The sequence below is a fragment of the Pseudomonas sp. JL2 genome (genome assembly GCF_031570495.1).
GTDB lineage: Bacteria > Pseudomonadota > Gammaproteobacteria > Pseudomonadales > Pseudomonadaceae > Aquipseudomonas > Aquipseudomonas rhizophila.
In genome coordinates, this window is record NZ_JAKUDH010000020.1 from 1 (window position 1) to 21,985 (window position 21,985).

Here is a 21,985-nt window from a genome sequence, read left to right on the forward strand (position 1 = left end):
GGATAGGTCAGAAGGTGTAAACCTTATTCAGGACGAGACACCAGGCAAAAAAAAGCCAGCACAAGGCTGGCTTCAATATCTTGGATGCTATCAGGACGCGTCTGCGGTCATTTCTACGTCATGAGCAATCAGCGAAACGAGAGCGTTTTGCTGGCGATGAGAGAGTTGTCGGAATCGTTGAAGCAGCTCGCGTTCATGCAGTGACAGCTCTGGGCTGTCCAGTCGCATGCTGAGCTCTTCACCCAACGCACCTTCCTGAATAAGGCTTTGCTCAAGGCGCGCGATGATTTCGGAGTTCATGCTGCGGTGATGATTGCGAGCCACCTCGGCAATGCGTTCCCGCATTCCGTCTGGCAGACGTACGACGAACTTGTCAGCCGTACGGCTGGAATAAATTGCCTGTTTCATTGGGCGCATATATTTAACCGGTTAGTTCAGGGGAGCGGTTCTCGGGATTGGCCGCAGGATGTCGATAGGACAAGCCCCTTAGCCAAATGTTCAACCTGAATTGTTAAGAGGCCCGCATCATGCCTCAAAATTGCCAGATCATTGGCGCCAATTCTGTGACAAATATTGATCCGCGTAAAGGCGTTATGCCAGTACCCTTCGTCAAAAATGCGGACTGGTTGGAAAAATTTCCAGGTCCGCATCTTGTGACCACTGCATCGTGTCGATGTGCCATACCGTCTGGCGGATAACCGTGACGTAGGCGCCGGCGCGGTGCTGTCCTTGTATTGTATAGGATAGTGGCGATTTGCCGATTTACTAGAATGAGCAGGGTGGGCCAGATGAGCGGCGGTCCGGTCCAGGCTCTTCGATGGGAGACTTGGCGAACGGTACATTTGCCTACACTTAAAAAGCCATGGACGACATGACAAACGCCAGGCTGACCGTTAACATGCACGCCGTCCAACGCACCGCGTTTCTCGTGGTCGACTTGTGTCTCAGTAGCTCAATTGGATAGAGCATCCCCCTCCTAAGGGGAAGGTTGGCAGTTCGAACCTGCCCTGGGACACCATCATTCTCCAGCCCCCCACTGGTTTGCCTCTCTTGCGCCAAATCCCCTTGGTCGGTACGGGCGTCGGTTCCCTCATCGCGAAAAAATCCACCCCGTACAGGTCCGACAAGACGCTTTATGTCGGTGGTTTCTAATGCGTCCTGTGAGACACGTCTCTTTTTTGAGCAGAAAGTTTCCCCTCCTTTGAACCGAAGGCGATATGCCGGGTCTGGTGTGCGCGTAGTTTTGCGCATTAGTAGCGTGAGTATTTTCGGAGTCAGCCTGGACTTTCCGGCGTTCCCCGAAATGAGAAGACCGATATCCGGTGCTTTGTCTGCTCGCCAGTTTGCTGCCATTTCCGTATCGAGGGATCGAACATGTTCTCACCCGCCCATTGGGCGAGGTCGTGCCTGGCTTTGCTGTGCCTTTCTCCGCTAACACTTGCCTACGCTGCGCCAACACCCGGCGACACGGACCTGATCCGCGAACGCCAGGATCGCTTGCTCGAAGAGCAGCGTCGACGCCTGGAAGAACTCAAGGAATTGCCTGGCAAGGCGGCGAAGCCGACTCAGCCAACTGCGCCTGTGGACACCCGTTGCTTCCCCATCAAGACCATCGAAATCAAGGGCGCCGACAGTCTTTCGGCCAGTGAGCGCGAACAACTGCTCAAGCCCTATATCAACCAATGCCTGGGCGTGCCACAGCTTAACGAGCTGCTCAAGGTCATCACCGATTACTACCTGGAAAAAGGCCTGGTCACCAGTCGTGCCTATTTGCCGCAACAGGACCTGTCCAGCGGTCACTTGCAAGTGCTGGTCGTTGAGGGCCGGCTGGAAGGGCTGAAGGGGGCCGAGGGCAGTGGCCTGTCCGAGCGGGAACTGGCCATGAGCTTTCCCGGCAAGGCGGGCGATTTGCTCAATCTGCGGGACATCGAACAGATGGTCGATCAACTGAACCGTTTGCCGTCCAATCGCGTGCAGATGGAGCTGGCGCCGGGGCAAGATCTCGGTGGCAGTAATGTGCTGGTCAAAAACACCCCGCAAAAGCCTTGGCGCATTGGTCTGGCGCGGCATAACGATGGCCAGAAGAGCACCGGTGAACAGCAATGGGGCACCTCCTTCGACTGGGACAGCCCCTTGGGCCTGGCCGATCAACTGGCCTTGCGCGGCGGCCACGATGCCGTCAGCGATCATCAGAAAACCTCGCGCAATGCCATGCTCTATTACAACCTGCCGTTTGGTTGGTGGAACCTGAGCTACAGCTACAGTCAGAGCGAGTACCGCGCCCTGGGCCAGGCCAATGGCTTCAAATTCAAGCAGAGTGGCGACAGTCAGAGCCATCAGGTGCGCCTGGAGCGGGTGGTCCATCGCGACGCGGTGAGCAAGACTTCGCTCAACACCGGCTTGGCGTACCTGCGCACTAACAACTTCGTCAACGACAGCAAGCTCGGTAACAGCAGCAATCGCATCAGCGAGGCGCAGTTCGGCATCAACCATGGACGACGGGTCGGCAATGCATTCGTCAATCTGGACTTGGGTGTACAGCAAGGCATCGGCGCTTTCGATGCCCAGGGCGACGACGATCCGGGCCCCGGGCAGGCCGACGCCCGCTATCGCAAATACACCGCCACCGTCAGTTACCTGCAGCCCTTCATGCTGGGCGGTGAATCCTTCAGTTTCAGCAGCTTGATGACCGGTCAGCGCAGTGAAGATGCGCTGTTCAGTCCGCAGCGCATGAGCCTGGGCGGTCTGGCGTCGATCCGCGGCTACAAGGACCAGACGCTGTCCGGCGACAGTGGTGGCTACTGGCGCAACGACCTGCGCTGGAGCCGCCCGGTGACGCTGGAGTGGCTGCGCCCGGTGTTCGCCGAGTACGGCACCAGCCTTGGTTATGACGTGGGGGTGATTCGCGGTAATCGCTACAACGGCGACCAGCACGGGCGCATGTCGAGCAATTCGGTGGAGTTGTTCGCCCGCGGTGAGCACCTGACGGCCAGCGTGACCTTTGCCCACTCCTTGGAACGTCCGGATGCCCTGGCCGAGCGCGAAGCGCCGATCTATTTCCGCGTGGATTCCTTTTTCTAAATACAGCCTTTTTAAAAACTGCTGCAACGAGACTTGATCATGGACGACCGTCAATACGCCTTCCTGGCCCGCCAGCCTTCTGCTGCCGTGCAAACCCGCGAGCACTTCTGGGGCATGCCCAAGCGCGGCCTGGCGTTCCTGTTGGCCAACGTCATGTTCTGGCAGCCGATGTGGGCCCAGGCGGGCGGCATCGTGGTCAGCGCCCCGGGCACCAGCCTCGGCCAGGCCGGTAATGGCGTGCCGGTGGTCAACATCGCCAAGCCCAACGGCAGTGGCCTGTCTCACAACCAGTTCAAGGACTACAACGTCGGCAGCAACGGCGTGATCCTCAACAACGCCACCAACGCCGCCCAGTCCACGCAACTGGGCGGGATCATCCTCGGCAACCCGAACCTCAAGGGCACGGCCGCCAAAGTCATCCTCAACGAAGTCAACGGCGGCAACCCGAGCCAGCTGCGTGGCTACACCGAAGTGGCGGGGCAGTCGGCCCATGTCATTGTCGCCAACCCTTATGGCATCACCTGTAATGGTTGCGGGTTTATCAATACCCCGAAGGCGACCCTGACCACCGGCAAACCGATTATCGAAAACGGTCAGTTGAGTCGCTATCAGGTCGACCAGGGCAGCGTTGCGATCGAAGGCGCAGGCCTCAACGCCAACAACGTCGACCGTTTCGAAATCATCACCCGCAGCGCGAAGATCAATGCCGAGATCCAGGCAAAGAATCTGACAATTATTGCCGGTCGTAACGACGTCAACGCCGATACCCTCAATGCCACCGTCCGTGCCGACGACGGCAGCGCCAAACCGCAACTGGCCATCGACTCCTCGGCCTTGGGTGGCATGTACGCTGGCACCATCAAACTGGTGGGCACCGAGGCCGGGGTCGGGGTCAAGCTCGACGGCAAGATGGTCGCCAGTGGCGGTGATATCCAGCTTGATGCCAATGGTCATTTGAGCTTGGCGCAAACCACGGCGGCAGGCGCCGTCGAGATCAAGGCTCAAAGCCTGGACGCCCAAGGGACGATGTATGCCGGCAGCCATGTTCAGGTGACAACCAAGGGCGCTCTCAGCAACCAGCGCGCTATCGCGGCGCGCGAGAAGGTCACGCTGACCACCGACGACCAGCTCAACAACCTTGGCATCATCGAAGCAGGCGTCAACGTCGATAACACCCGCAACCAGATTGGCGATGTCGTGCTGACCGCGGCGAACATCGACAATCGCGGGCAGAGCGTGATCGCCAGTCGCGACTTGAAAGCCACGACGACGCAGACCCTCGACAATCGCGGCGGCACTTTTTCCGCCGGCAAGAGCCTGACGCTCGACAGCAAGGACATCGACAACCGCGCCGGCACGCTGGTCAGCCAAGGCAACATTCAAGCAGTGGCCACTGGAGCCTTGGATAACCGCGATAAAGGGATCATCGCCAGCGACGGCGAGCAGACTCTGATCGCCGGGACGCTAAAGAACAGCGCAGGCGTTATCAGCAGCAACAACTTCCTGAAGCTCGAAGCGCAAACGCTGGATAACAGCGGCGGCAAAATTGCGTCCGACGCCGCACTGACCCTTGGGGGTGGTAGCGCTGAAAATAGCGCAGGACAAATCACCAGCCAGGGTGATCTCGTTGCCACGCTGAAAAGCTTCAACCAGCAGGACGGCAAGGTGGTCAGCCAGGGGAAACTGACCCTGACCGCAGACCGCATCAACAACAGCGACGATGGCTATATCGCCTCGGTCAAGGCCATGAGCCTGACCGCTCACCAGCAACTGTTCAATAACAATGAGGCGATCATCAGCACCGAACAGGGGCTGACGATCAACGGCGGTGGTCTCGATAACACCAAAGGTAGCCTGCTCAGCCAGAGTGACCTGAAGGTCGATATCACCGGGGATTTCGTCAACCGGGATGGCAGCGCCATTACCCAGGCCGGGAACGTGGATGTCGAGGCGAACAGTCTCGATAACCGTGGCGGTGTTCTTGCCAGTGTTGGCGGTTGGCTGAAAGCTGAGTTGAACAAGGTGTTGGATAACGGCGAGTCGCTCACCTCCGCTGGCGAGGCCGGGTTGATCCAGGCGCAGTCCGTCAATCTCGATGCGAAACAAGCGGTGCTCAACAATGGTGGGCAAATCTCGGCCTTGTCCGGGAGCGCCGAGCTCACTACCGCTACGTTCGAGAACCGCAACGGTGCAGTGCTCGCCAAACAGGCCCTGACGGTGCGTGCCCAGGATCTGGACAACAGCGACGGACGCGCCGCGGCAAACACCGTTGATTTTGGTTTGACCGGGGCGCTGAACAACCAGCGCGGTCTGGTCGAAGGTTCCAACGGCCTGCTGATCACGGCCGTATCGATTGATAATCAGGGCGGCAAGTTGCGCTCGGTGGGCAAGCTGGGGACCGCGACGCTAACGGTTGATCAACTGCTGGACAACCAGGGCGGCGTCATTGAAGCGGCTACCCAGGACCTGTCCTTGCAGATGGCAGGCTTCAAGAATGCTGACGGCAATGTTCGTCATGTGGGCACCGGCACGTTAGGTGTGGACCTGGCCAGGTTCAGCAACATCGGCGGCAGCCTGATGACCTCAGGCACCCTGACCGTCGACGCGGCACGTTGGGACAACAGCTCGGATATCCAGGCCAATGTCCTGAACCTGAAGGTGGGCCAGCTCAATCAGATCAGCACCGGCAAGTTGATCGCCGTGCAAAGCCTGCTGGCCACGGGCGGCACCTGGAATAACGCGGGCACCATCAGCAGCGACGTTGATTTGGATCTGAAGCTGACCGGCGCTTATGTCGGTACCGAAAACAGCCGCCTCAGCAGTGTCGATCAATTCGATCTGAGCGCCGCCAGTATCGATCTCTCCAGCGGCGCGCGCCTGGCTGGCGGTGGCACCACCACCGTCACCAGTCTCGGTGCATTGAACAATGCCGGACGGATCACCGGCGGCGGCAAGTTCTCCCTGGCCGCCACGAGCCTGGTCAATACAGGCACGCTGGGCGGCGCCGACACCGTCGAACTGGTTGCCAACGAGGCGCTCAACGATCGCGGTCTGATCTTCAGTGGCGCGGACATGGCCCTGCGTTTCAACCGCTTCACCAACTATCGTGCGGACGTCTACAGCCTGGGGGCGTTGAATGTCGCGGCACGAGATGGCGTCGCTCGCAGCACGTTGCTGGAGAACATCTCCGGCACCCTTGAATCGGCCAAGGACATGTCGCTGCGCAGCGACACCTTGATCAATCGCAAGGACGTTTTCTCCACCACCGATGAGCTGGTGTCGGGCTCCATCAGTGTCAAATGTTATGACTGCGGTGGTGACCACCACAACGTCGACTATATAGCCCGGGAGACCTACCAAAGCGCAGTGCTTGAAGACTCGGCCAGTGCCACCCTGATGAGTGGGGCGAAACTGACCGTTGATGGCTCTGCGGTGACCAACCAATACAGCGTGATGGCCTCGGCTGGCAACCTGCTGATCACCGCAGACAACTTCGCCAACGCTGGCGCCGCCGCCGGGACCAGCGTCAGGACGCGGACCTGGAACACCGGCAGGGTCACGGATGGAACCGACGAGCGTTTCCGCGACAGATACATTGTCCCCTACAACGCCCAGGCTAATCCGAAACAGGTGCCGGTAGATGCGCTCAACTCCTTCCGTCAGGTAGGCGACATCACCACAGTGACGCCAGGGGAATCGCTGGCGCCCGCGGTTGTTCAATCGGGCGGCGACATCAGCATCCAGGCTACGCAGCGGCTGGAGAACAGCAGCATCGTGCAGTTCCAGGCGCCGCTGGCTGGCGCGACCAAGTCAGCGGCCACCGATGTTGCCGACGCCGCACAGCCAGCGGTCGTGGTGCTCAACCCGCAGCTGCCGCCTGACCTGGCCCAACAACAAGTCAACCCCACCACCATGCCCGGGTTCACCTTGCCGACGGGCGAAAATGGCTTGTTCCGTGTCGTCGACAGCGCGGCCGCAGCGCAAAACAGTCATGACCAAAGCCAGGCCACTGTCCAGGGTTCGGCCGCCAGCCGGGTCATCATCGGCCCGAAATACCTGATTGAAACCAACCCCGCGCTGACCGACCTCAAGCAGTTCATGAGCTCGGACTACCTGTTGGGCAACCTGGGTTATGACCCCGACACCAGTTGGAAGCGCCTGGGCGATGGCTTGTACGAGCAACGCCTGATCCAGCAAGCCGTGATCGCCCGCACCGGCCAACGCTTTCTCGATGGCCAGACCTCCGACGACGGTATGTTCAAGTACCTGATGAACAATGCCATCGCCAGCAAGGAGCAACTGAACCTGGCCGTTGGTGTGACCCTGACGTCGCAACAAGTCGCCGCGCTGACCCACGACATCGTCTGGATGGAAGATCAGGTCGTCAATGGTCAACATGTGCTGGTGCCGGTGCTTTACCTGGCCCAGGCCAACAACCGGCTGATGGCCGATGGCGCGTTGATCCAAGGCAAGAACCTCACCCTGATTGCAGGCACCGACCTGAAGAACGCCGGGACGCTGCGTGCCAGCGAGAACCTCTCGGCGGCGGCCGGGAACAATCTGGTCAACACGCGCCTGGCCGAGGCTGGTGAGCGGCTCAAGTTGGTCGCGGGCAAAGACCTGGTCAACATGCAAGGCGGCATCCTCAAGGGCAAGGACGTCGAGCTGTCGACCTTGACCGGCGACATCCGCAACGACCGGACCATTAGCACCATCGAAAACAGCGGCAAGGGCTTCAGTTCGAAAACCTCCGTTGTCGACAATGCTGCGCGTATCGAGGCCGGTAACAATCTCACCATGCGTGCAGCGGGCGATTTGCTCAACGTGGGCGGCGCGATTACCGCGGGCAACAACGCGGACTTGAGCGCGGGCAACGACGTTGTCATCTCCGCGGCTCGCGAAGAAAGCGGCTCGATGCGCCAGGACAAACGCCACTTCTGGGAGCAAAGCCAGACCGTTCAGCACGCCAGTGAGGTCAAGGCGGGTGGCAACCTGAACGTCACCGCCGGCAACAACCTCACTGTTGTCGCCAGCCATCTCCAAGCCAAAGGCGATATCAACCTGAGCGGCAACGATGTCGCCCTGATCTCGGCGGCGAACGAGGAGTCCAGCGAATACCGCTACAAGCGCAGCGGCAAGAAGATCAACAAGGAAGAGGACCATGTCTCGCAGCAGGCGACCACCCTCGATGCTGGGGGGGATGTAAGGGTTGCTGCGCACAATGATCTGTTGATGGTCGCGAGCAAGATTGCGGCGGGTAACGCGGCCTATTTGGTGGCGGGGAAGCAGCTGAGTCTGTTGGCTGAGCAGAATCGTGATTACTCGCTGTATGACATGAAGAAAAAAGGCGGTTGGGGCAGCTTGAAGATGCGGCGCGATGAGGTGACACAAATCACCCATATCGGCAGCCAGATCCAGACGGGAGGCGACCTGACGCTCAAGAGTGGCGATGACCAGCGCTACCAAGTCGCCAAGCTGCAAAGCGGGAAGGACCTGATACTGGAAAGTGGCGGCGCCATCGTCTTCGAAGGCGTGAAGGATCTGCACGACGAAAGCCATACGAAGACCAATAACAATGCGTTCTGGAACTCCGCTAAGGGCAAGGGTAATACTGACGAAACCCTGCGCCAGACGCAGATGGCGGCGGCGGGCAATATCACCATCAAGGCAGTCGAAGGTCTGAAGATCGACATCAAGCATGTCGATCAGAAAACGGTCAGCCAGACCATTGATGCGATGATAAAAGCCGATCCGCAACTGGCCTGGATCAAGGAAGCCGAGCAGCGCGGTGACGTGGACTGGCGGCAAGTAAAGGAGATCCATGAGTCCTTCAAATACAACACGTCGGGCTTGGGGCCGGCTTCACAACTGATCATCGCCATTGCCCTCGCGGCCGTTATGGGGCCGATGATGGCTGGCATGAATACCATGGTTCAGGCCGGAGCAATCAGCGTCGCGACCAAGGCGACGGTCAGTACCATCGACAACCGAGGAAACCTCGGCGCGATTGCCAAGGACGTTACTTCCAAGGAGAGCCTGAAAGGGTATGCCGTCTCGATAGCTACGGCAGGGGTTGCCCAAGGGCTTGGCTATGACGCCAGCACGGTTGGCTTCAATGCCGAGAGCGTAAAGACAGTCGCTATGAAAGTGGCTGCGGATGCTGCGATTAAAACAGCGGTGTACGGAGGCAGTTACCAAGACAACTTAGCAACTTCGTTGGCTGGAACGGCGGCCAGCATTGGTGGAGCGTATGGCGCCGGAAAAATCGGCGACTTCGGTCTGGCCGAAGGCAGCTTGGAAGCGATTCTGCTTCATTCGGCCTTGGGCGGATTGATGGCGGAAGTCATGGGAGGAGACTTCCGTACAGGAGCAATAGCGGGCGGGGCAAACGAGGTTCTTATCGGTTTGCTGGGGGATACGCTCCTGCCCTCGCATCTGGAGCCCGGTACACCTGAATACACTCGGGCCCAAGAGAATCTGGTCGCACTTTCAAAAGTTGTCGGCGTACTAGGCGCTGCGGCATCCAATGGAGATCTGGACGTTGCCGCGCAAGTGGCGGAAAACGGCACGCGTTACAACTTCCTCGGAGACCACTCCCAAGCGGAGCGAGACAGAGCTCTCAAGGAGTATGAAGAAACCAAGAGCCTGGACGCCGCCAAAAAGATGATGGTGCTCCAAGGCTCGGACCAGCGTAGCGATGCGTTGTTGGAGCGTTTTCACACCGATCCCGCGTCGCTTTCTCCGGCAGAGAAAACAGAGCTGGGCGCTTATCTTCAGGTCTACGGCTACGAGCAAAGCCAGGAATACGGGGTGGAGGCTGCTCGCACGAGCATCAATAATCTGCTTAAAAACGGACCGGATCCATACCGAGACTACCCGTATGCGGGCGGTACTACCCAGGAGCGAATTGCCTACGCCGACGACCTGAGAGCTCGGGACGGCGTGTCGGTGGCCAACATCTTTTGGTCCAGGGACCAGAGCGCTAGCGAAATGCTGTACCGCGATGCTGAGGGTTACCTGCGCATCAATCGTGAAATGCAGGCGATGAGTGACGTGGGGTCACCTGCTCTGTATTTCCTGACCGGAAATCTCGGCACTACGATTCGGGTCGCAGCTGCGGCGAATGGTGCACTCCAAGCAGGACACGGTGCGGGCCAGGTCTACGATGGTGATACGTGGAATGGCATCGGCAACATTGTGGTCGGCGCTATGAATGCGGCGAGTCTTGGGGTGCCGAGGATTGGGGCATCTGGACGGGGTAGTGCGAGTCAAGGTGCTAAAGACTCTGGCAGTTCCAGTGTGCCTAAAGTTCCAGCCGACCCTGTAGTAGTGCGCAGCGACAATGATTTTTCTTTATCTGTGGGGGGAAATGGAAAGCCAAAGGCCTACATTAAAGAGAATGGCGATTTGGTACCCCCTAATCTTGAGGGGACAGGCAGCATTCAGACACATGTGCGCGGAGGCGGTTCTGAAAATTCTCCGTACATTTCTGTGACCGACCCGAGAGTGTCATCCAATCCTAAAGATTACGGCTCTCAAAAAATAGAAATCGACGTCAAGCGATTGCAGCAGGATATAGATTCTGGTGTATTACCAGACACAAAGTTTTTGAGCAATCGTGAGGTCGTTGCTGAGCTTCAGGCTAGGGTAAATGCCGCGCGGAATAAATACACAAGCAACCCCAGCCCAAAAAATGAGACTTCATTGAGCAGGGCGGAGTCAGACCTGGTGAACGTGATGCGTGATGGTGAGTGCTTGATCAAGGGTTGTGTACCGGCCGGCTATATTAAATTCATTCAGAAATAGGGTTCATTGTGGATCGGAAAACCTACGACCTACTCCACGGCATACCGGATCATGCTGATTATGCCGCCGAGGCAGGTGAGCTGGATGCCGAAGATATACCGCAGGAAAGAATGACTGCAGTGTTGGATTTGCTTCGCAATTCAGATGATGATGTTGTGCGCTTCGAAGCTGCAAAATTGTTGACTAGCTGGGGGATTTTCGAGGGGTTGGTTGCATTAAGCGAAAGCATGGAAAAGCCGGAACTTATCAAAAATACCTACCCCCACAGGTTGCATGGATACGATGATACTTATCGCCAGATCCTCATGGCTGTAACCATGTACTTCGCAAATATGGTCGACAGGGGACAAAGGGAAGTCGCTAGGGCTCAAGTTTTTTTACCACTGTCTACTATCATCGAGTTGGCAGGAACGGAACCCTTTGAAATATCTGACGCTTTCGCCTTCTTAAAGCGTGAGCGGTATCCGGAGTACATCCCGTTTGTTAAACAGCACCTCAGCTCGATAATAGATCGCCCCGAAATACATCAATGGAAAATCTACGACGCTATGGAGTTTCTGATGGGGGTCGAGCCAGAATTCGTTATGTCTCTGCTGCAACTGAGAAACAAGAGCATCGAAGATTTTATGCCGCGGCAACGTAGCTGATTTAAGCGAGGCGTTGATGGCAGTAGAGGGGGCAGCTTGTTTGATAAGCGAAGGGGGGCGTGACATACCTATAGCGGCGCGAGGACTGCTTGCGCAGCCCTGCGGGAGCAAGCTCCCTTGCCACGAGAGCCAGTTGATTAATCAATTGGTGGAGGTTATAGCGGGCACCACGGGTCTTCCCCGTTTGCGCTTTCCAGGATCTTCGGAAAGTTTCGCGCGAATCCCCAGCCTGAAGCCACGGCGGTCATGGTGGTTTTGCAGGCGGGGTTCTTTTCCGAGACGATCAGGTTCATATAGAACTGGCTTCCGTAAATTGTTGGCGCCCACAGCACCATGTCACTTCTTTCGGCGTTCCGGTCGACTTTCAATTGAATGGTGTTGACGAGTCTTGCGCCGGTGTTGAGCTCGGTTACTTGGGGGTGGAAGCAGTGGTTCAGGTAGCCTTGCACGCGTTCTTCCACCACCGCCCGCTCTTGCGTCAGGCAATACTCGGGGCTGGTTGTGCCGGTGTTCAACAGCTCATCCTTGGAATATGGATGCAGCGAGCAGCCGCCCAGTAACAGAAAAACGACTCCTGTAAATCCCTTGTACAAATTCAAGCTCCTTCTAGAAACGGCGGTTTACCAAAGCGGATTGCGGCAAGGCGGCGGGCGGGACTATACGCAATTTTTTCGGCCTGGAACGACTAAACCAGCTCGCCGTAGGAACCGACGGAAAGAATATTCCCCATTGACTTGTAGGACATTTCCTAGAAAATTCCAGTCCCTTGCGCCTGCTGATTCCGGTGCCTAGTCTTTGTCCACCGCTGCCAATTAGCGGTCGGGTTTAGCAGCTCGGAATCACGTTAGGCGCATGGCAACTGCCTTCAATGCGGGCATTTTTGTTGCCCGAATTCTTATGGCAGCTATGCGCAGGGCATCCTCGGGTGCGCCGGTTTCCTAACGTACCGGTCTGCTAACCTGCGCACGGCTGCCACCCACTCGTTTAGCAGCGGACGTGGCGGCTCCCACTTACGTTAGGGGTATTCCATGGACAAACTCATACCAGACCCTCCCGTTCCCCCGCTGCATCTGGACATCGCAGCCGACGCCAACGCCGAGCGTGTCATCGATTCCTATCTGAACCCCAAGCCCGCCCAGCCTGACAAGAAGCCATCCCCCGACCAGCTATTCACTGTCGTGGAGGGCATTGATGCTGAGAGCCTACAGTCCCTAACCCAAGAGCTGGCCTTTTGTTAAGGGCTGAACCGCCCAACCAAGCTGTTCAAGGTCACGGCCAGGCAGAGGTTAACCATGTCCCCGGTCCACCTGTTCCATGCCCGGCAGGTAGCCGATGGGTCCCGGAACCACCTCACACAATCTCTTAACGGAACGCCATTTCCTGCCGATACCCTGACGAGCCCTGTTTTCTATCGCGTTTCGGCGCGCGAAAACGGCTAGCAATGCGCGCCACACCGGGCGGTGACACGGCGTTTCGTTGATTTGCCATTGGGTGCATCTTTTTACTTGCCTGGACATCCTCGATGCTGGCGTACCACCAAAAAAGTTTTTTGATCGTCGATGATTTCTCGGATTTCCGCAGTTCCGTCCGGTCCATGTTGCGTGAGCTGGGCGTCAAGGACGTGGACACCGCTGACACCGGTGAAGTGGCGCTGCGCATGTGCTCACAGAAGCGCTATGACTTTATTTTGCAGGATTATCACCTGGGCGACGGTCGCAAGAACGGTCAGCAGGTGCTGGAAGACCTGATGGTCGAGAAGCTGATCAGCCATGAAAGTGTGTTTCTCATGGTGACGGCTGAAAGCAGCCAGGCGATGGTGCTCAGTGCCTTGGAGCATGAGCCGGATGCGTACCTGACCAAACCGTTCAACCGCTCCGGTCTGGCCCAGCGGCTGGAACGGCTCGAGCAGCGCAAGACCCTGCTCAAGCCGATCCTGCAAGCCTTGGATCGTGGCAAGCCGATGGAAGTGCTCAATGCCTGTATCGCCCTGTGCAAGCAGGATCCGCGCTACGGGCCGTTGTGTCTGCGTTATCGGGCTGATGCGCTGCGGGACCTGAATCAGAATGAAGCCCTTGAGCGTCTGTACAACACCATCCTGGCTGACCGTCCTTTGCCGTGGGCCTATGCGGGGCTGGGGAAGTTGTTGTTCAAGCGTGGTCTGGTGGGGCAGGCCAAGGATGTTTATGAGAAGGCCTTGAAAGTATTCCCGATGATGCCGGCGTTGTATGACGGCATGGCTGAAGTGTTGGTGGCCGAAGGCGATACGAAGCAGGCGCAACACGTGCTGGAAGAGGCGGTTCGTCTATCGCCACTGGCGGTGCGACGGCAGTCGCTGCTGGGCAAGCTGGCAATGACCAACGAAGATTTCGAGACCGCGTCCAAGGCCTATCGCCAAGCGGTGGGGCAGGGCGCACAGTCGCGCTTCAAGGACCCGGAAAGCAACCTGGGCCTGGCTCATGCACTGATCAGCAAGGGCAGCGAAAAAGGCCTGGATACCCGCACCCGGCTGGAAATCAACACCACCCTCAGCGCCGTGGCCAAGGAAAATCTCAACGATCCTGGGTTGCAGGTGCGTGCGCGGTTGATGAAGGCCACGAGCCTGTTGCTCAACGATGCCGAAACCGCCGAAAAGCTCACCGAGCAGGCCTTGCAGCGCCTCGACGGCATGGAGCAGTTCATGAGCGCCGAGGCCGCGTTGCTGGTGGCCAAGCAGTTGCAAATGCTCGGTCAGACCAGCGCCGGCGAGTCGATGCTCAAGAACTGCGCGGAGATCTATGGCGATGATCCGACGGTGATGCAAGGCATCGCCAAGCTGACCGACGATCCGAATATCCTCAATCAAGGCAATGCCGCCGCCGAGCTGAACCGTGAAGGTGTGCGCGTCTACAAGACCGGCGCGTTGCCCGAGGCGCGAGAGCTGTTCCGTCGAGCCCTGAAGATGCAACCGAAGAACATCAGTATTGCTTTGAACATGGCGCAGTCACTGTTGCATGGCACCGATACCAGCGTGGAATCGGAGCTGCTGCAGGAGTGCCGCGCCTGCCTGAAACTGGTGGGCATGATGCCCGACACCGATGCGCGTTTTGCGCGTTATCAGAAACTGCGAAGCAAGGCATTTGGCGATGAATGACAGCGAACAGGCTCTCGATTTTTCCACGGTGATCGCGTCTACCGTGCACGACATGAAAAACTCCCTGACCTTGCTCATGCAGGCTCATACCCAGTGGCTTGAGCGTTTGCCCGAATCCGAGCGGCAGACCTCGGAGCAGGGCGTCATGGAGTTCGAGTTCGCCCACCTCAATGGCCTGCTGGTGCAGTTGCTGGGGTTGTACAAGCTGGGGGTCAACCAGTTGCCGCTGCATCCGGCCTATCACGAGCTGGATGACTTTATCGAGGCGCAACTGGCCGGTCATCAGGATGTGTTCCGCAGTCGCGGGATCATGGTCACCTACGAGGTCGACCCGCTGAGCCCCCTGGGTTTTTTCGATCGTGAGCTGATTGCGTCGGTGCTCGATAACAGCATCAACAATGCCATCCGCCACGCGCGCCAGGCGTTGCTGATCAGTGCGAGCGACGAGGCCGGGCAACTGGTGCTGACCATCAATGACGACGGCGAAGGCTACCCGGCCGAGATGATCGAGCGTCAGGCCGAGTATGTGCAGGGCATCAATCACAGCAGCGGCAGCACCGGACTGGGCTTGTACTTCGCCGCGCGGATTGCCGGGTTGCATCAGCGTGGCGGCCTGTGCGGGCGTACCGAAATTGCCAATGGCGGCGCGTTGGGCGGGGGCGTGTTCCGGATTTATCTGCCCTGAGCCTGCCCGGCACTCATAAATCAGTCGACACAACCCCACCCAGTATTCCAGGGCTTGTTGTTTATTGTCTTGGGCCGCTTGATATTCCGAACACCCGAAGCCTATTTTGTACGGGTTGCCGTTAGCGGCTCGCACATAACAAGGATTGCGTCATGACGACGGATGGCCAATGTTCACTCGCGCAGCGACTGACGGGCATTGATGAGATTGAGTGTGTCACCCCGGATTTGAATGGCGTGCCACGAGGCAAGGTGATGACTGCCGAGGGCTTCCTCGAGGGTCGACGGTTGCAGATGGCGCGGGGTGTGCTGTTGCAATGCATCATGGGCGGTTATCCGCCGTCGCGTTTTTATGGCAGCGACGACGGCGACCTGGCGCTGGTGGCCGACCCGATACACATTCACCGCTTGCCCTGGAGCGAACAGCCGCGAGCCTTGGCGATTTGCGACGCTGATGAGCTGACTGGTGAAAGCTCCCGGCTCTCCACGCGCGGTCAGCTCAAACAGGTTATTGCTCGTTATGCCGCCCTCGGCCTGGCGCCCGTGGTGGCGACCGAGCTGGAATTTTTCGTGTTCGCCCCCAACCCGGACCCGACCCAGCCGTTCCAGCCCCCTGTGGGCCTGGACGGACGGCGTGAAGACGGTCACTCGGCGTTCAGCATCAGTTCCAATAATGGCCTGCGACCGTTCTTTAAAGAGGTCTATGCATGCATGGCGGCGCTGGGCTTGCCTCGCGATACCTTCATGCATGAAATGGGCGTGAGCCAGTTCGAGATCAATCTGCTTCACGGCGATCCTCTGTTGCTGGCCGACCAGACGTTCCTGTTCAAGCACCTGCTCAAGGAAGTTGCCCTCAAACACGGCCTGACCGTAGTCTGCATGGCCAAGCCCCTGGCTCATACGCCGGGCAGTTCGATGCATATTCATCAGAGCGTCGTCGAGCTGGACAGCGGCCGCAATGTGTTCAGCGATGAAGCGGGCGAGCCGACGGCGGCGTTCCGGCATTTCATCGGTGGGCAACAGGCCGGCATGGCGGATTTCACTGCGCTGTTCGCGCCGAACGTGAATTCCTACCAGCGCCTGTGTCACCCGTTTGCGTCACCGAACAATGCCTGTTGGTCCCATGACAATCGTTCGGCCGGGTTGCGGATTCCCGCCAGTTCGCCAGCGGCCCGTCGGGTCGAGAATCGCCTGCCGGGTGCCGATGCCAACCCCTATCTGGCGATTGCCGCCAGTCTGGCTGCGGGGCTTTATGGCATCGAAAATCGCCTGGAGCCGAGCGCCGCGATCCAGGGCGAATTCCAAGTGCCGGACAATCTTTCGCTGCCATGTACCTTGCATGCTGCCCTGGAACGTCTGAAGCGTAGTCATCTGGCGAAGGAACTGTTCGGTACGGAGTTCATCGAAGGCTACATCGCTTCGAAGACCATGGAGCTGACCAGCTTCTTTGATGAAATTACTCCCTGGGAGCGGCGTGTTCTAGCGGCCCAGGCATAACCAAACGTCGCATTCGGGCTATCTTCTAAATAGCCCGTACTCATCTCAAGGAGCCGCTCGGAACGCCGATGCGCCAAATCTGGAAACCTTTTCGAGCGCTGTATTTCGCCTCGCTGATGATGTTGATCGGCTCGGGCCTGCTGAGTACCTACCTGGCCTTGCGCCTGGCTGCCGACAATGTCGACAGCCTGTGGGTCGGTGCGCTGATGGCCGCCAACTATTTCGGCCTGGTGCTGGGGGGCAAGATCGGCCACCGGCTGATCGCCCGCGTCGGGCACATCCGGGCTTATTCGGCCTGCGCCGGGATTGTCGGTGCGGCGGTGCTGGGCCATGGCCTGGTGGATTGGCTGCCGGCCTGGATCGTGCTGCGGGTAATTGTCGGCCTGGGCATGATGTGCCAGTACATGGTGATCGAGAGCTGGCTCAACGAGCAGGCCGATGCCAAGCAGCGTGGCGTGGTATTCAGTGGTTACATGATCGCTTCCTACCTGGGCCTGGTGCTGGGTCAGTTGATTCTGGTCATGCACCCGGCCTTGGGGCTTGAGTTGCTGATGCTGGTGGCGCTGTGCTTCGCCTTGTGTCTGGTGCCGGTGACACTCACCCGGCGGATTCACCCGGCGGCGCTGCACCCGGCGCCCATGGAGCCGCGCTTTTTCATCAAGCGAGTGCCGCAGTCATTGAGTACGGTGCTGGGCTCGGGGCTGATCGTCGGTTCGTTCTATGGCCTGGCGCCGCTGTACGCTTCTCAGCAGGGGCTGTCGACCGAGCAGGTTGGTCTGTTCATGGGTAGCTGCATCTTTGCCGGATTGCTGGTTCAGTGGCCCCTGGGCTGGCTCTCCGATCGATATGACCGGGCGCTGCTGATCCGCTGCTTTGCGCTGGTGCTGACGGTCTGTGCGCTGCCCTTGGCGATATTGCCGACGGTGCCGTTGGAGGTGCTGTTCGTCGCGGGGTTCTTCTGTTCGCTGGTGCAGTTCTGCCTGTATCCGTTGGCGGTGGCGTTTTCCAACGACCACGTCGAAGCTGATCGAAGGGTATCCCTGACGGCCATGCTGCTGGTGACCTATGGGGTTGGCGCCAGTATCGGGCCGCTGGTAGCGGGGGTGCTGATGAAGATGTTCGGCAGCCAGATGCTCTATGCCTTTTTTGCCTTCTTCGCCCTGGTGCTGGTGTGGCGAATCCGGCCGAAGGCGGTGACCAACCTGCATCAGGTCGACGACGCACCGCTGCATCACGTGGCGATGCCGGACAGTATGTCGAGTTCGCCTCTGGTGGCGTGCCTCGATCCCCGGGTGGACGAACAAGTGGTGCAGGAGCAGATGCACGTCGATCCTGTGCCGACGGAAGAACCGGCCGACGAAGAACCCGTCATGGAGGAGGTTGTCGCCGGAGAGGCCAGCGACGAGCCGTCGAGCCCCGATTTCACTCAGGCCAGGCCTTGAGCCAGTCATAAAAAAACGGGCAGTCACCGCAAGGGACTGCCCGTTTTTTTACGTGTCGAAAATCAGAGGTCGTCTTTGTCGAAACGACGGGCTTCGCGCTGTAGCTGATACACGAAACGCTCAACTTGCCGTTGCACCAGGCCGCTGATGTTGTGGAAACGTACGCCGGCGAAGGTGGTGTTGATCCTTTCTTCGAAATGCAGATAGCGCAGTTCGACCGGTGCGGTCATGTTGCCGAAGGGCAATGCCGCGATAAAGCGCTCGTAGACCTGGCCCAATTGCAGGCGTGCGGTAATGTCACCTTCGAAACGCAACTTGCAGCCTGTGGCGGAAATGTCCAGCAGCTTGCCGTCAACCGGTGACTTGAGTTTGTCACCGCCCAGCTCGACGCTTACCAGTTGCGCCAGCTTGAGGGCGGCGCGGAAGGCGTTGCGGCGTTGGTGGTAAACCACTTCATCAGGCAAGGCGCCGCGATAGCAGCGGCCGTCGCTGGACTCATCGATGGTCAAAGGGCCGTTGCTTTCCCACGCGATGCGCACGCCATCATGGAAACCCTCGACACGAAACGGCTCGCCCGCCAACAGGAAGCGTTCACCGTCCCGGGGGATCATTTCGTCCAGGGCGAGGGCGTTACGCTCCCGGTCGACATCGACCAGATAGCTCTGGAAGCGCTGGCTGCGTTCGTGGAAGGTGATGATCAGCGGGTCATGGCTATCTTGCAGCATCCGCAGGTTGCCGGAAATTTCCAGGGGCGTGGCGAGGACCTTGGGCGGCTGCGGAGCATCATCCGCGTTTGAGGCATTGAACACGGTGGGTCAATCTCCAGGCAAAATACGACGAGTAGCCAGCATTTTGCCAGCATGTGTCGCGCGTTGATAGAGCGCCGGCACTGTTCGTTTCATGCCTGGCTGAGCGGGCGGTGCTTGACCATCTTGGCGGTCGAACCGCGAGCGTCATAGAGCGTCGGGATTTCACCGCCGTTGAGAATGCGCAACTGGTTGGCGGTGGCGGCTTGCTGAACCTGGATCGACTGTCCGTTGCGAATGTTGGCGGCCTGGCATTGAGCGAGCAGGTCGTTGAGGACTTCACTTTGGGACAACAGTTGATCGCCCACCGACGACTGGCTGGCCAGCTGCTCAAGGCCATCGCGATTGGCGGGCAGGTTGAGGCTGGCGAGGATCTCGCTGCGCTTGCGGCCATGCTGATCGAGCAGAATGATCAATGCCTGTTTCTGCGCCAGGATATTCTCCAGCGACGGCATGTCGCGACCGTGCAATGCCAGGGACTCGGCCTGCAATAGCTCCAGCAATTGTTGCGCCGGGGCAAAGTCGTCGGTGATCAGTTGCAACAAATTAGTGTCGTGCATGGCTGGCCTTAGGTCTTAAGCGTCCAAAAGCCTGGCGCAGGCGTTGGCCTAGCGCTGGGCTTCGAAGTTGAGCAGTTTGCTGGCTACACGGTTGCTGTCGACTTTATAGCTGCCATCGGCGATTGCTGCTTTCAACTCGGCCACGCGGGCGTTGTCGACGACAGGTTGATCGCGCAGCTTGTCAGTGACCTTCTGCAACTGCTGAGCCTCATTGCTGAGGTGTACCGACTCCCCGTTGCTGACAGTGGCGGCTTGTTCGGCCGGCGCGGATTTGTCGGTTTCGACGGTTTCCTTGCTGGCGTTAGGGCGCGTAGTGCCTGTTAGCGGTGAAGAGCTGTTTAAACGATTGAAATCGATGACCATGGTAAAAAACCTCTGGGTATTTGGACGCTTGCCATGTTTTCGGCCATCCCCAAAAAAACTTTAGGCTCATTTATTCAATGAACGTGCGCACGTCTGCGCTTGCCTTTGCGTAAGGCACAGTCTAGGGAACACCGTGGGCAAGCGCCAGCTCTCTACCCATTTCCACCCGATCTCTACATAGCCACTTCCACATGGCCTGGGGCCATTACCTGCGCCTTGATAACACGTTGGGAATTAAGGTTTTTTACCCGAATCTGTTCTCGCATGCCGCCGTTGGACAAAGCCTCGCCCGGCATCCGCACGGCCAGGGTCCCGCTGCGGGCGGTGATGACCACCTGATCGCCCTTGCGCACCACTTCGGCTTGTTCCAGGTGGACCAGGGTAATGACCTGGTCGGCGACCATTGGTCGGACAAGTTTCTGACCGATGGCCTGATCGACGGAGGTGAGGAAACCCTGGTTGATCTGGCTGACATCCCGTTCACGCAGTGTCACGTCCTGAGGCTCGACGATCCCGGTCCGCTTGAGCGGACGGGTGGTGGTGACGATTTCGCGAAACAGGCGCACTTGAGCGGGCACGAACACCGTCCAGGGCGCGGCGCTGTCGCACCGCAGCTTCACCGTGACCCGGCCCAGTGGTCTGGCCGGGCTCTCCAGAGACGCAGTCAATTCCTTGTCACACATGGGCATGCGCAGGCGCGGGTCGAGCTGGTTGACTTCGATTTCGTAGCGACCTTCGGTTTGACTGGTTGCCAGGTAGTCTTCTACGGTGAATTCAAGAAAGCCCTGAGTGACGCCGATAAGGAGATCAGGCAAGGTAACCGGAACAGCACCAAAGGCAGGGCCGCCCAAAGCGAGCAGGCAGGCAGCCAACAGTGCACCGAGCCAGTGGCGGCAGTGAGTGGTCAGGCGTCGAAAAAATGTCGTTTGTGCGTTCATGCCGGTTCAATAGCAAGCCCCGTGCCGTTTAGTGATGAATGCGCGTCGGACACATTAGCGTTAGGTAGGAGTCAGGGCATGGCGGGAGTAATGGATTCGGTAAACCAGCGCACTCAGCTGGTCGGTCAGAATCGCCTGGAGCTGTTGTTGTTCCGTCTCGACGGCCAACAGATGTACGGGATCAACGTATTCAAGGTTCGCGAGGTGCTCCAGTGCCCGAAGCTGACCCTGATGCCCAAGTCCAGCCCCGTCGTGTGCGGTGTGGCCAATATCCGCGGAGCGACCATCCCGATTCTCGATCTGGCGATGGCGACCGGTTCGGGACGGCTTCTGGATCAGAGCAATCCGTTCGTGATCATCACCGAGTACAACACCAAGACCCAGGGCTTCCTGGTGCGCTCGGTGGAGCGCATCGTCAACATGAACTGGGAAGAGATCCATCCGCCGCCCAAGGGCACCGGTCGCGATCACTACCTCACGGCGGTGACCCGGGTCGATAACCAGTTGGTGGAAATCATCGACGTGGAGAAAATCCTCGCCGAAGTGGCACCGACCCCGGAAACGATTTCCGTGGGGGTGGTCGACGCCGAAACCCAGCACAAGGCGATTTCGCTGCGGGTCCTGACGGTTGATGATTCTTCGGTGGCACGTAAGCAGGTGACCCGTTGTCTACAAACGGTCGGTGTCGAAGTGGTAGCGTTGAACGACGGACGCCAGGCCCTGGATTACCTGCGCAAGCTGGTGGAAGAGGGCAAGAAGCCGGAAGAGGAGTTTCTGATGATGATCTCCGACATTGAAATGCCGGAGATGGACGGGTACACCCTGACGTCGGAAATCCGCAACGACCCGCGCATGCAAAAGCTGCATATTGTCTTGCACACCTCGTTGTCCGGTGTTTTCAACCAGGCGATGGTCAAGAAGGTGGGGGCCGATGATTTTCTGGCCAAGTTCCGGCCCGATGACCTGGCTTCCCGGGTAGTCGAGCGCATCAAGGCTGCAGAATAAAGGTTGGGCGCGTTGTGCGCCCGGCA

15 protein-coding genes and 1 tRNA gene are annotated in these 21,985 nt (G+C 58.6%); 10 read left to right on the plus strand and 6 right to left on the minus strand.

The window, feature by feature from the left end:
• Positions 1-90 precede the first annotated feature (90 nt).
• On the minus strand, positions 91-417 hold the full coding sequence (locus MKS85_RS21840) for an Arc family DNA-binding protein (RefSeq protein ID WP_047228772.1): 327 nt from the start codon (positions 415-417) through the stop codon (positions 91-93).
• A gap of 524 nt (positions 418-941) precedes the next feature.
• On the opposite strand from MKS85_RS21840, the gene MKS85_RS21845 reads away from it, so the two are divergent.
• The 4 genes from MKS85_RS21845 to MKS85_RS21860 all read left to right on the plus strand — a co-directional run bounded on the left by MKS85_RS21845 (position 942) and on the right by MKS85_RS21860 (position 11,534).
• Positions 942-1,018: transfer RNA gene (locus tag MKS85_RS21845), tRNA-Arg, on the plus strand.
• Between the two features lie 356 nt (positions 1,019-1,374).
• On the plus strand, positions 1,375-3,081 hold the full coding sequence (locus tag MKS85_RS21850; RefSeq protein WP_188252304.1) for a ShlB/FhaC/HecB family hemolysin secretion/activation protein: 1,707 nt from the start codon (positions 1,375-1,377) through the stop codon (positions 3,079-3,081).
• Between the two features lie 39 nt (positions 3,082-3,120).
• A complete protein-coding gene (locus tag MKS85_RS21855) occupies positions 3,121-10,887 on the plus strand; it encodes a DUF637 domain-containing protein (RefSeq protein WP_188252303.1) in 7,767 nt (2,588 codons plus the stop codon).
• Between the two features lie 8 nt (positions 10,888-10,895).
• Entirely contained in the window at positions 10,896-11,534 is a 639-nt protein-coding gene (locus tag MKS85_RS21860; protein ID WP_047228770.1) for a hypothetical protein, read from the plus strand.
• A gap of 155 nt (positions 11,535-11,689) precedes the next feature.
• Here the strand turns inward: MKS85_RS21860 and MKS85_RS21865 are convergent, their stop codons facing one another.
• Positions 11,690-12,127: a hypothetical protein gene (locus MKS85_RS21865; protein ID WP_047228769.1), complete on the minus strand. Its 438-nt coding sequence runs from the start codon at positions 12,125-12,127 to the stop codon at positions 11,690-11,692.
• A 435-nt stretch (positions 12,128-12,562) separates the two neighbouring features.
• Between MKS85_RS21865 and MKS85_RS21870 the strand changes: the two genes are divergently transcribed.
• The 5 genes from MKS85_RS21870 to MKS85_RS21890 all read left to right on the plus strand — a co-directional run bounded on the left by MKS85_RS21870 (position 12,563) and on the right by MKS85_RS21890 (position 18,287).
• Entirely contained in the window at positions 12,563-12,772 is a 210-nt protein-coding gene (locus MKS85_RS21870) for a hypothetical protein (RefSeq protein WP_223194580.1), read from the plus strand.
• Between the two features lie 284 nt (positions 12,773-13,056).
• Positions 13,057-14,664 (plus strand): tetratricopeptide repeat-containing response regulator, encoded by a 1,608-nt coding sequence (locus MKS85_RS21875; protein ID WP_139049353.1) that lies wholly within the window; start codon positions 13,057-13,059, stop codon positions 14,662-14,664.
• The gene (locus MKS85_RS21880; RefSeq protein ID WP_047228767.1) at positions 14,657-15,349 is read left to right on the plus strand and encodes a sensor histidine kinase KdpD; all 693 of its coding nucleotides are present in this window, start codon (positions 14,657-14,659) and stop codon (positions 15,347-15,349) included. Before MKS85_RS21875 ends, MKS85_RS21880 begins: the two co-directional genes overlap by 8 nt.
• A 254-nt stretch (positions 15,350-15,603) precedes the next feature.
• Entirely contained in the window at positions 15,604-16,845 is a 1,242-nt protein-coding gene (locus MKS85_RS21885) for a glutamine synthetase family protein (RefSeq protein ID WP_188252305.1), read from the plus strand.
• Between the two features lie 68 nt (positions 16,846-16,913).
• Positions 16,914-18,287, plus strand: coding sequence for an MFS transporter (locus MKS85_RS21890; RefSeq protein ID WP_310663134.1), 1,374 nt, complete (start codon positions 16,914-16,916; stop codon positions 18,285-18,287).
• A 62-nt stretch (positions 18,288-18,349) separates the two neighbouring features.
• Here MKS85_RS21890 and MKS85_RS21895 read toward each other — a convergent pair whose 3' ends face one another.
• The 4 genes from MKS85_RS21895 to flgA form a co-directional block, all read right to left on the minus strand.
• The gene (locus tag MKS85_RS21895) at positions 18,350-19,096 is read right to left on the minus strand and encodes a flagellar brake protein (protein WP_047228764.1); all 747 of its coding nucleotides are present in this window, start codon (positions 19,094-19,096) and stop codon (positions 18,350-18,352) included.
• Positions 19,097-19,185: 89 nt separating this feature from the next.
• Positions 19,186-19,653 carry a flagella synthesis protein FlgN gene (locus MKS85_RS21900; protein WP_047228763.1) on the minus strand — a complete coding sequence of 156 codons (468 nt, stop codon included), beginning with the start codon at positions 19,651-19,653 and terminating at the stop codon, positions 19,186-19,188.
• Between the two features lie 48 nt (positions 19,654-19,701).
• Positions 19,702-20,016: a flagellar biosynthesis anti-sigma factor FlgM gene (gene flgM / locus MKS85_RS21905; RefSeq protein ID WP_047228762.1), complete on the minus strand. Its 315-nt coding sequence runs from the start codon at positions 20,014-20,016 to the stop codon at positions 19,702-19,704.
• Positions 20,017-20,189: 173 nt separating this feature from the next.
• Positions 20,190-20,954, minus strand: coding sequence for a flagellar basal body P-ring formation chaperone FlgA (flgA, locus tag MKS85_RS21910; RefSeq protein ID WP_188252301.1), 765 nt, complete (start codon positions 20,952-20,954; stop codon positions 20,190-20,192).
• A 78-nt stretch (positions 20,955-21,032) separates the two neighbouring features.
• Here flgA and MKS85_RS21915 point away from each other — a divergent pair, with 78 nt between their 5' ends.
• On the plus strand, positions 21,033-21,959 hold the full coding sequence (locus MKS85_RS21915) for a chemotaxis protein CheV (protein WP_047228760.1): 927 nt from the start codon (positions 21,033-21,035) through the stop codon (positions 21,957-21,959).
• Positions 21,960-21,985: the final 26 nt, after the last annotated feature.

Coding starts and splice junctions, on each gene's coding strand:
- MKS85_RS21840 (WP_047228772.1), bottom strand. CDS start 417: ATGCGCCCAATGAAACAGGCAATTTATTCCAGCCGTACGGCTGACAAG.
- MKS85_RS21850 (WP_188252304.1), top strand. CDS start 1,375: ATGTTCTCACCCGCCCATTGGGCGAGGTCGTGCCTGGCTTTGCTGTGC.
- MKS85_RS21855 (WP_188252303.1), top strand. CDS start 3,121: ATGGACGACCGTCAATACGCCTTCCTGGCCCGCCAGCCTTCTGCTGCC.
- MKS85_RS21870 (WP_223194580.1), top strand. CDS start 12,563: ATGGACAAACTCATACCAGACCCTCCCGTTCCCCCGCTGCATCTGGAC.
- MKS85_RS21875 (WP_139049353.1), top strand. CDS start 13,057: ATGCTGGCGTACCACCAAAAAAGTTTTTTGATCGTCGATGATTTCTCG.
- MKS85_RS21880 (WP_047228767.1), top strand. CDS start 14,657: ATGAATGACAGCGAACAGGCTCTCGATTTTTCCACGGTGATCGCGTCT.
- MKS85_RS21885 (WP_188252305.1), top strand. CDS start 15,604: ATGACTGCCGAGGGCTTCCTCGAGGGTCGACGGTTGCAGATGGCGCGG.
- MKS85_RS21890 (WP_310663134.1), top strand. CDS start 16,914: ATGCGCCAAATCTGGAAACCTTTTCGAGCGCTGTATTTCGCCTCGCTG.
- MKS85_RS21900 (WP_047228763.1), bottom strand. CDS start 19,653: ATGCACGACACTAATTTGTTGCAACTGATCACCGACGACTTTGCCCCG.
- flgM (WP_047228762.1), bottom strand. CDS start 20,016: ATGGTCATCGATTTCAATCGTTTAAACAGCTCTTCACCGCTAACAGGC.
- flgA (WP_188252301.1), bottom strand. CDS start 20,954: ATGAACGCACAAACGACATTTTTTCGACGCCTGACCACTCACTGCCGC.
- MKS85_RS21915 (WP_047228760.1), top strand. CDS start 21,033: ATGGCGGGAGTAATGGATTCGGTAAACCAGCGCACTCAGCTGGTCGGT.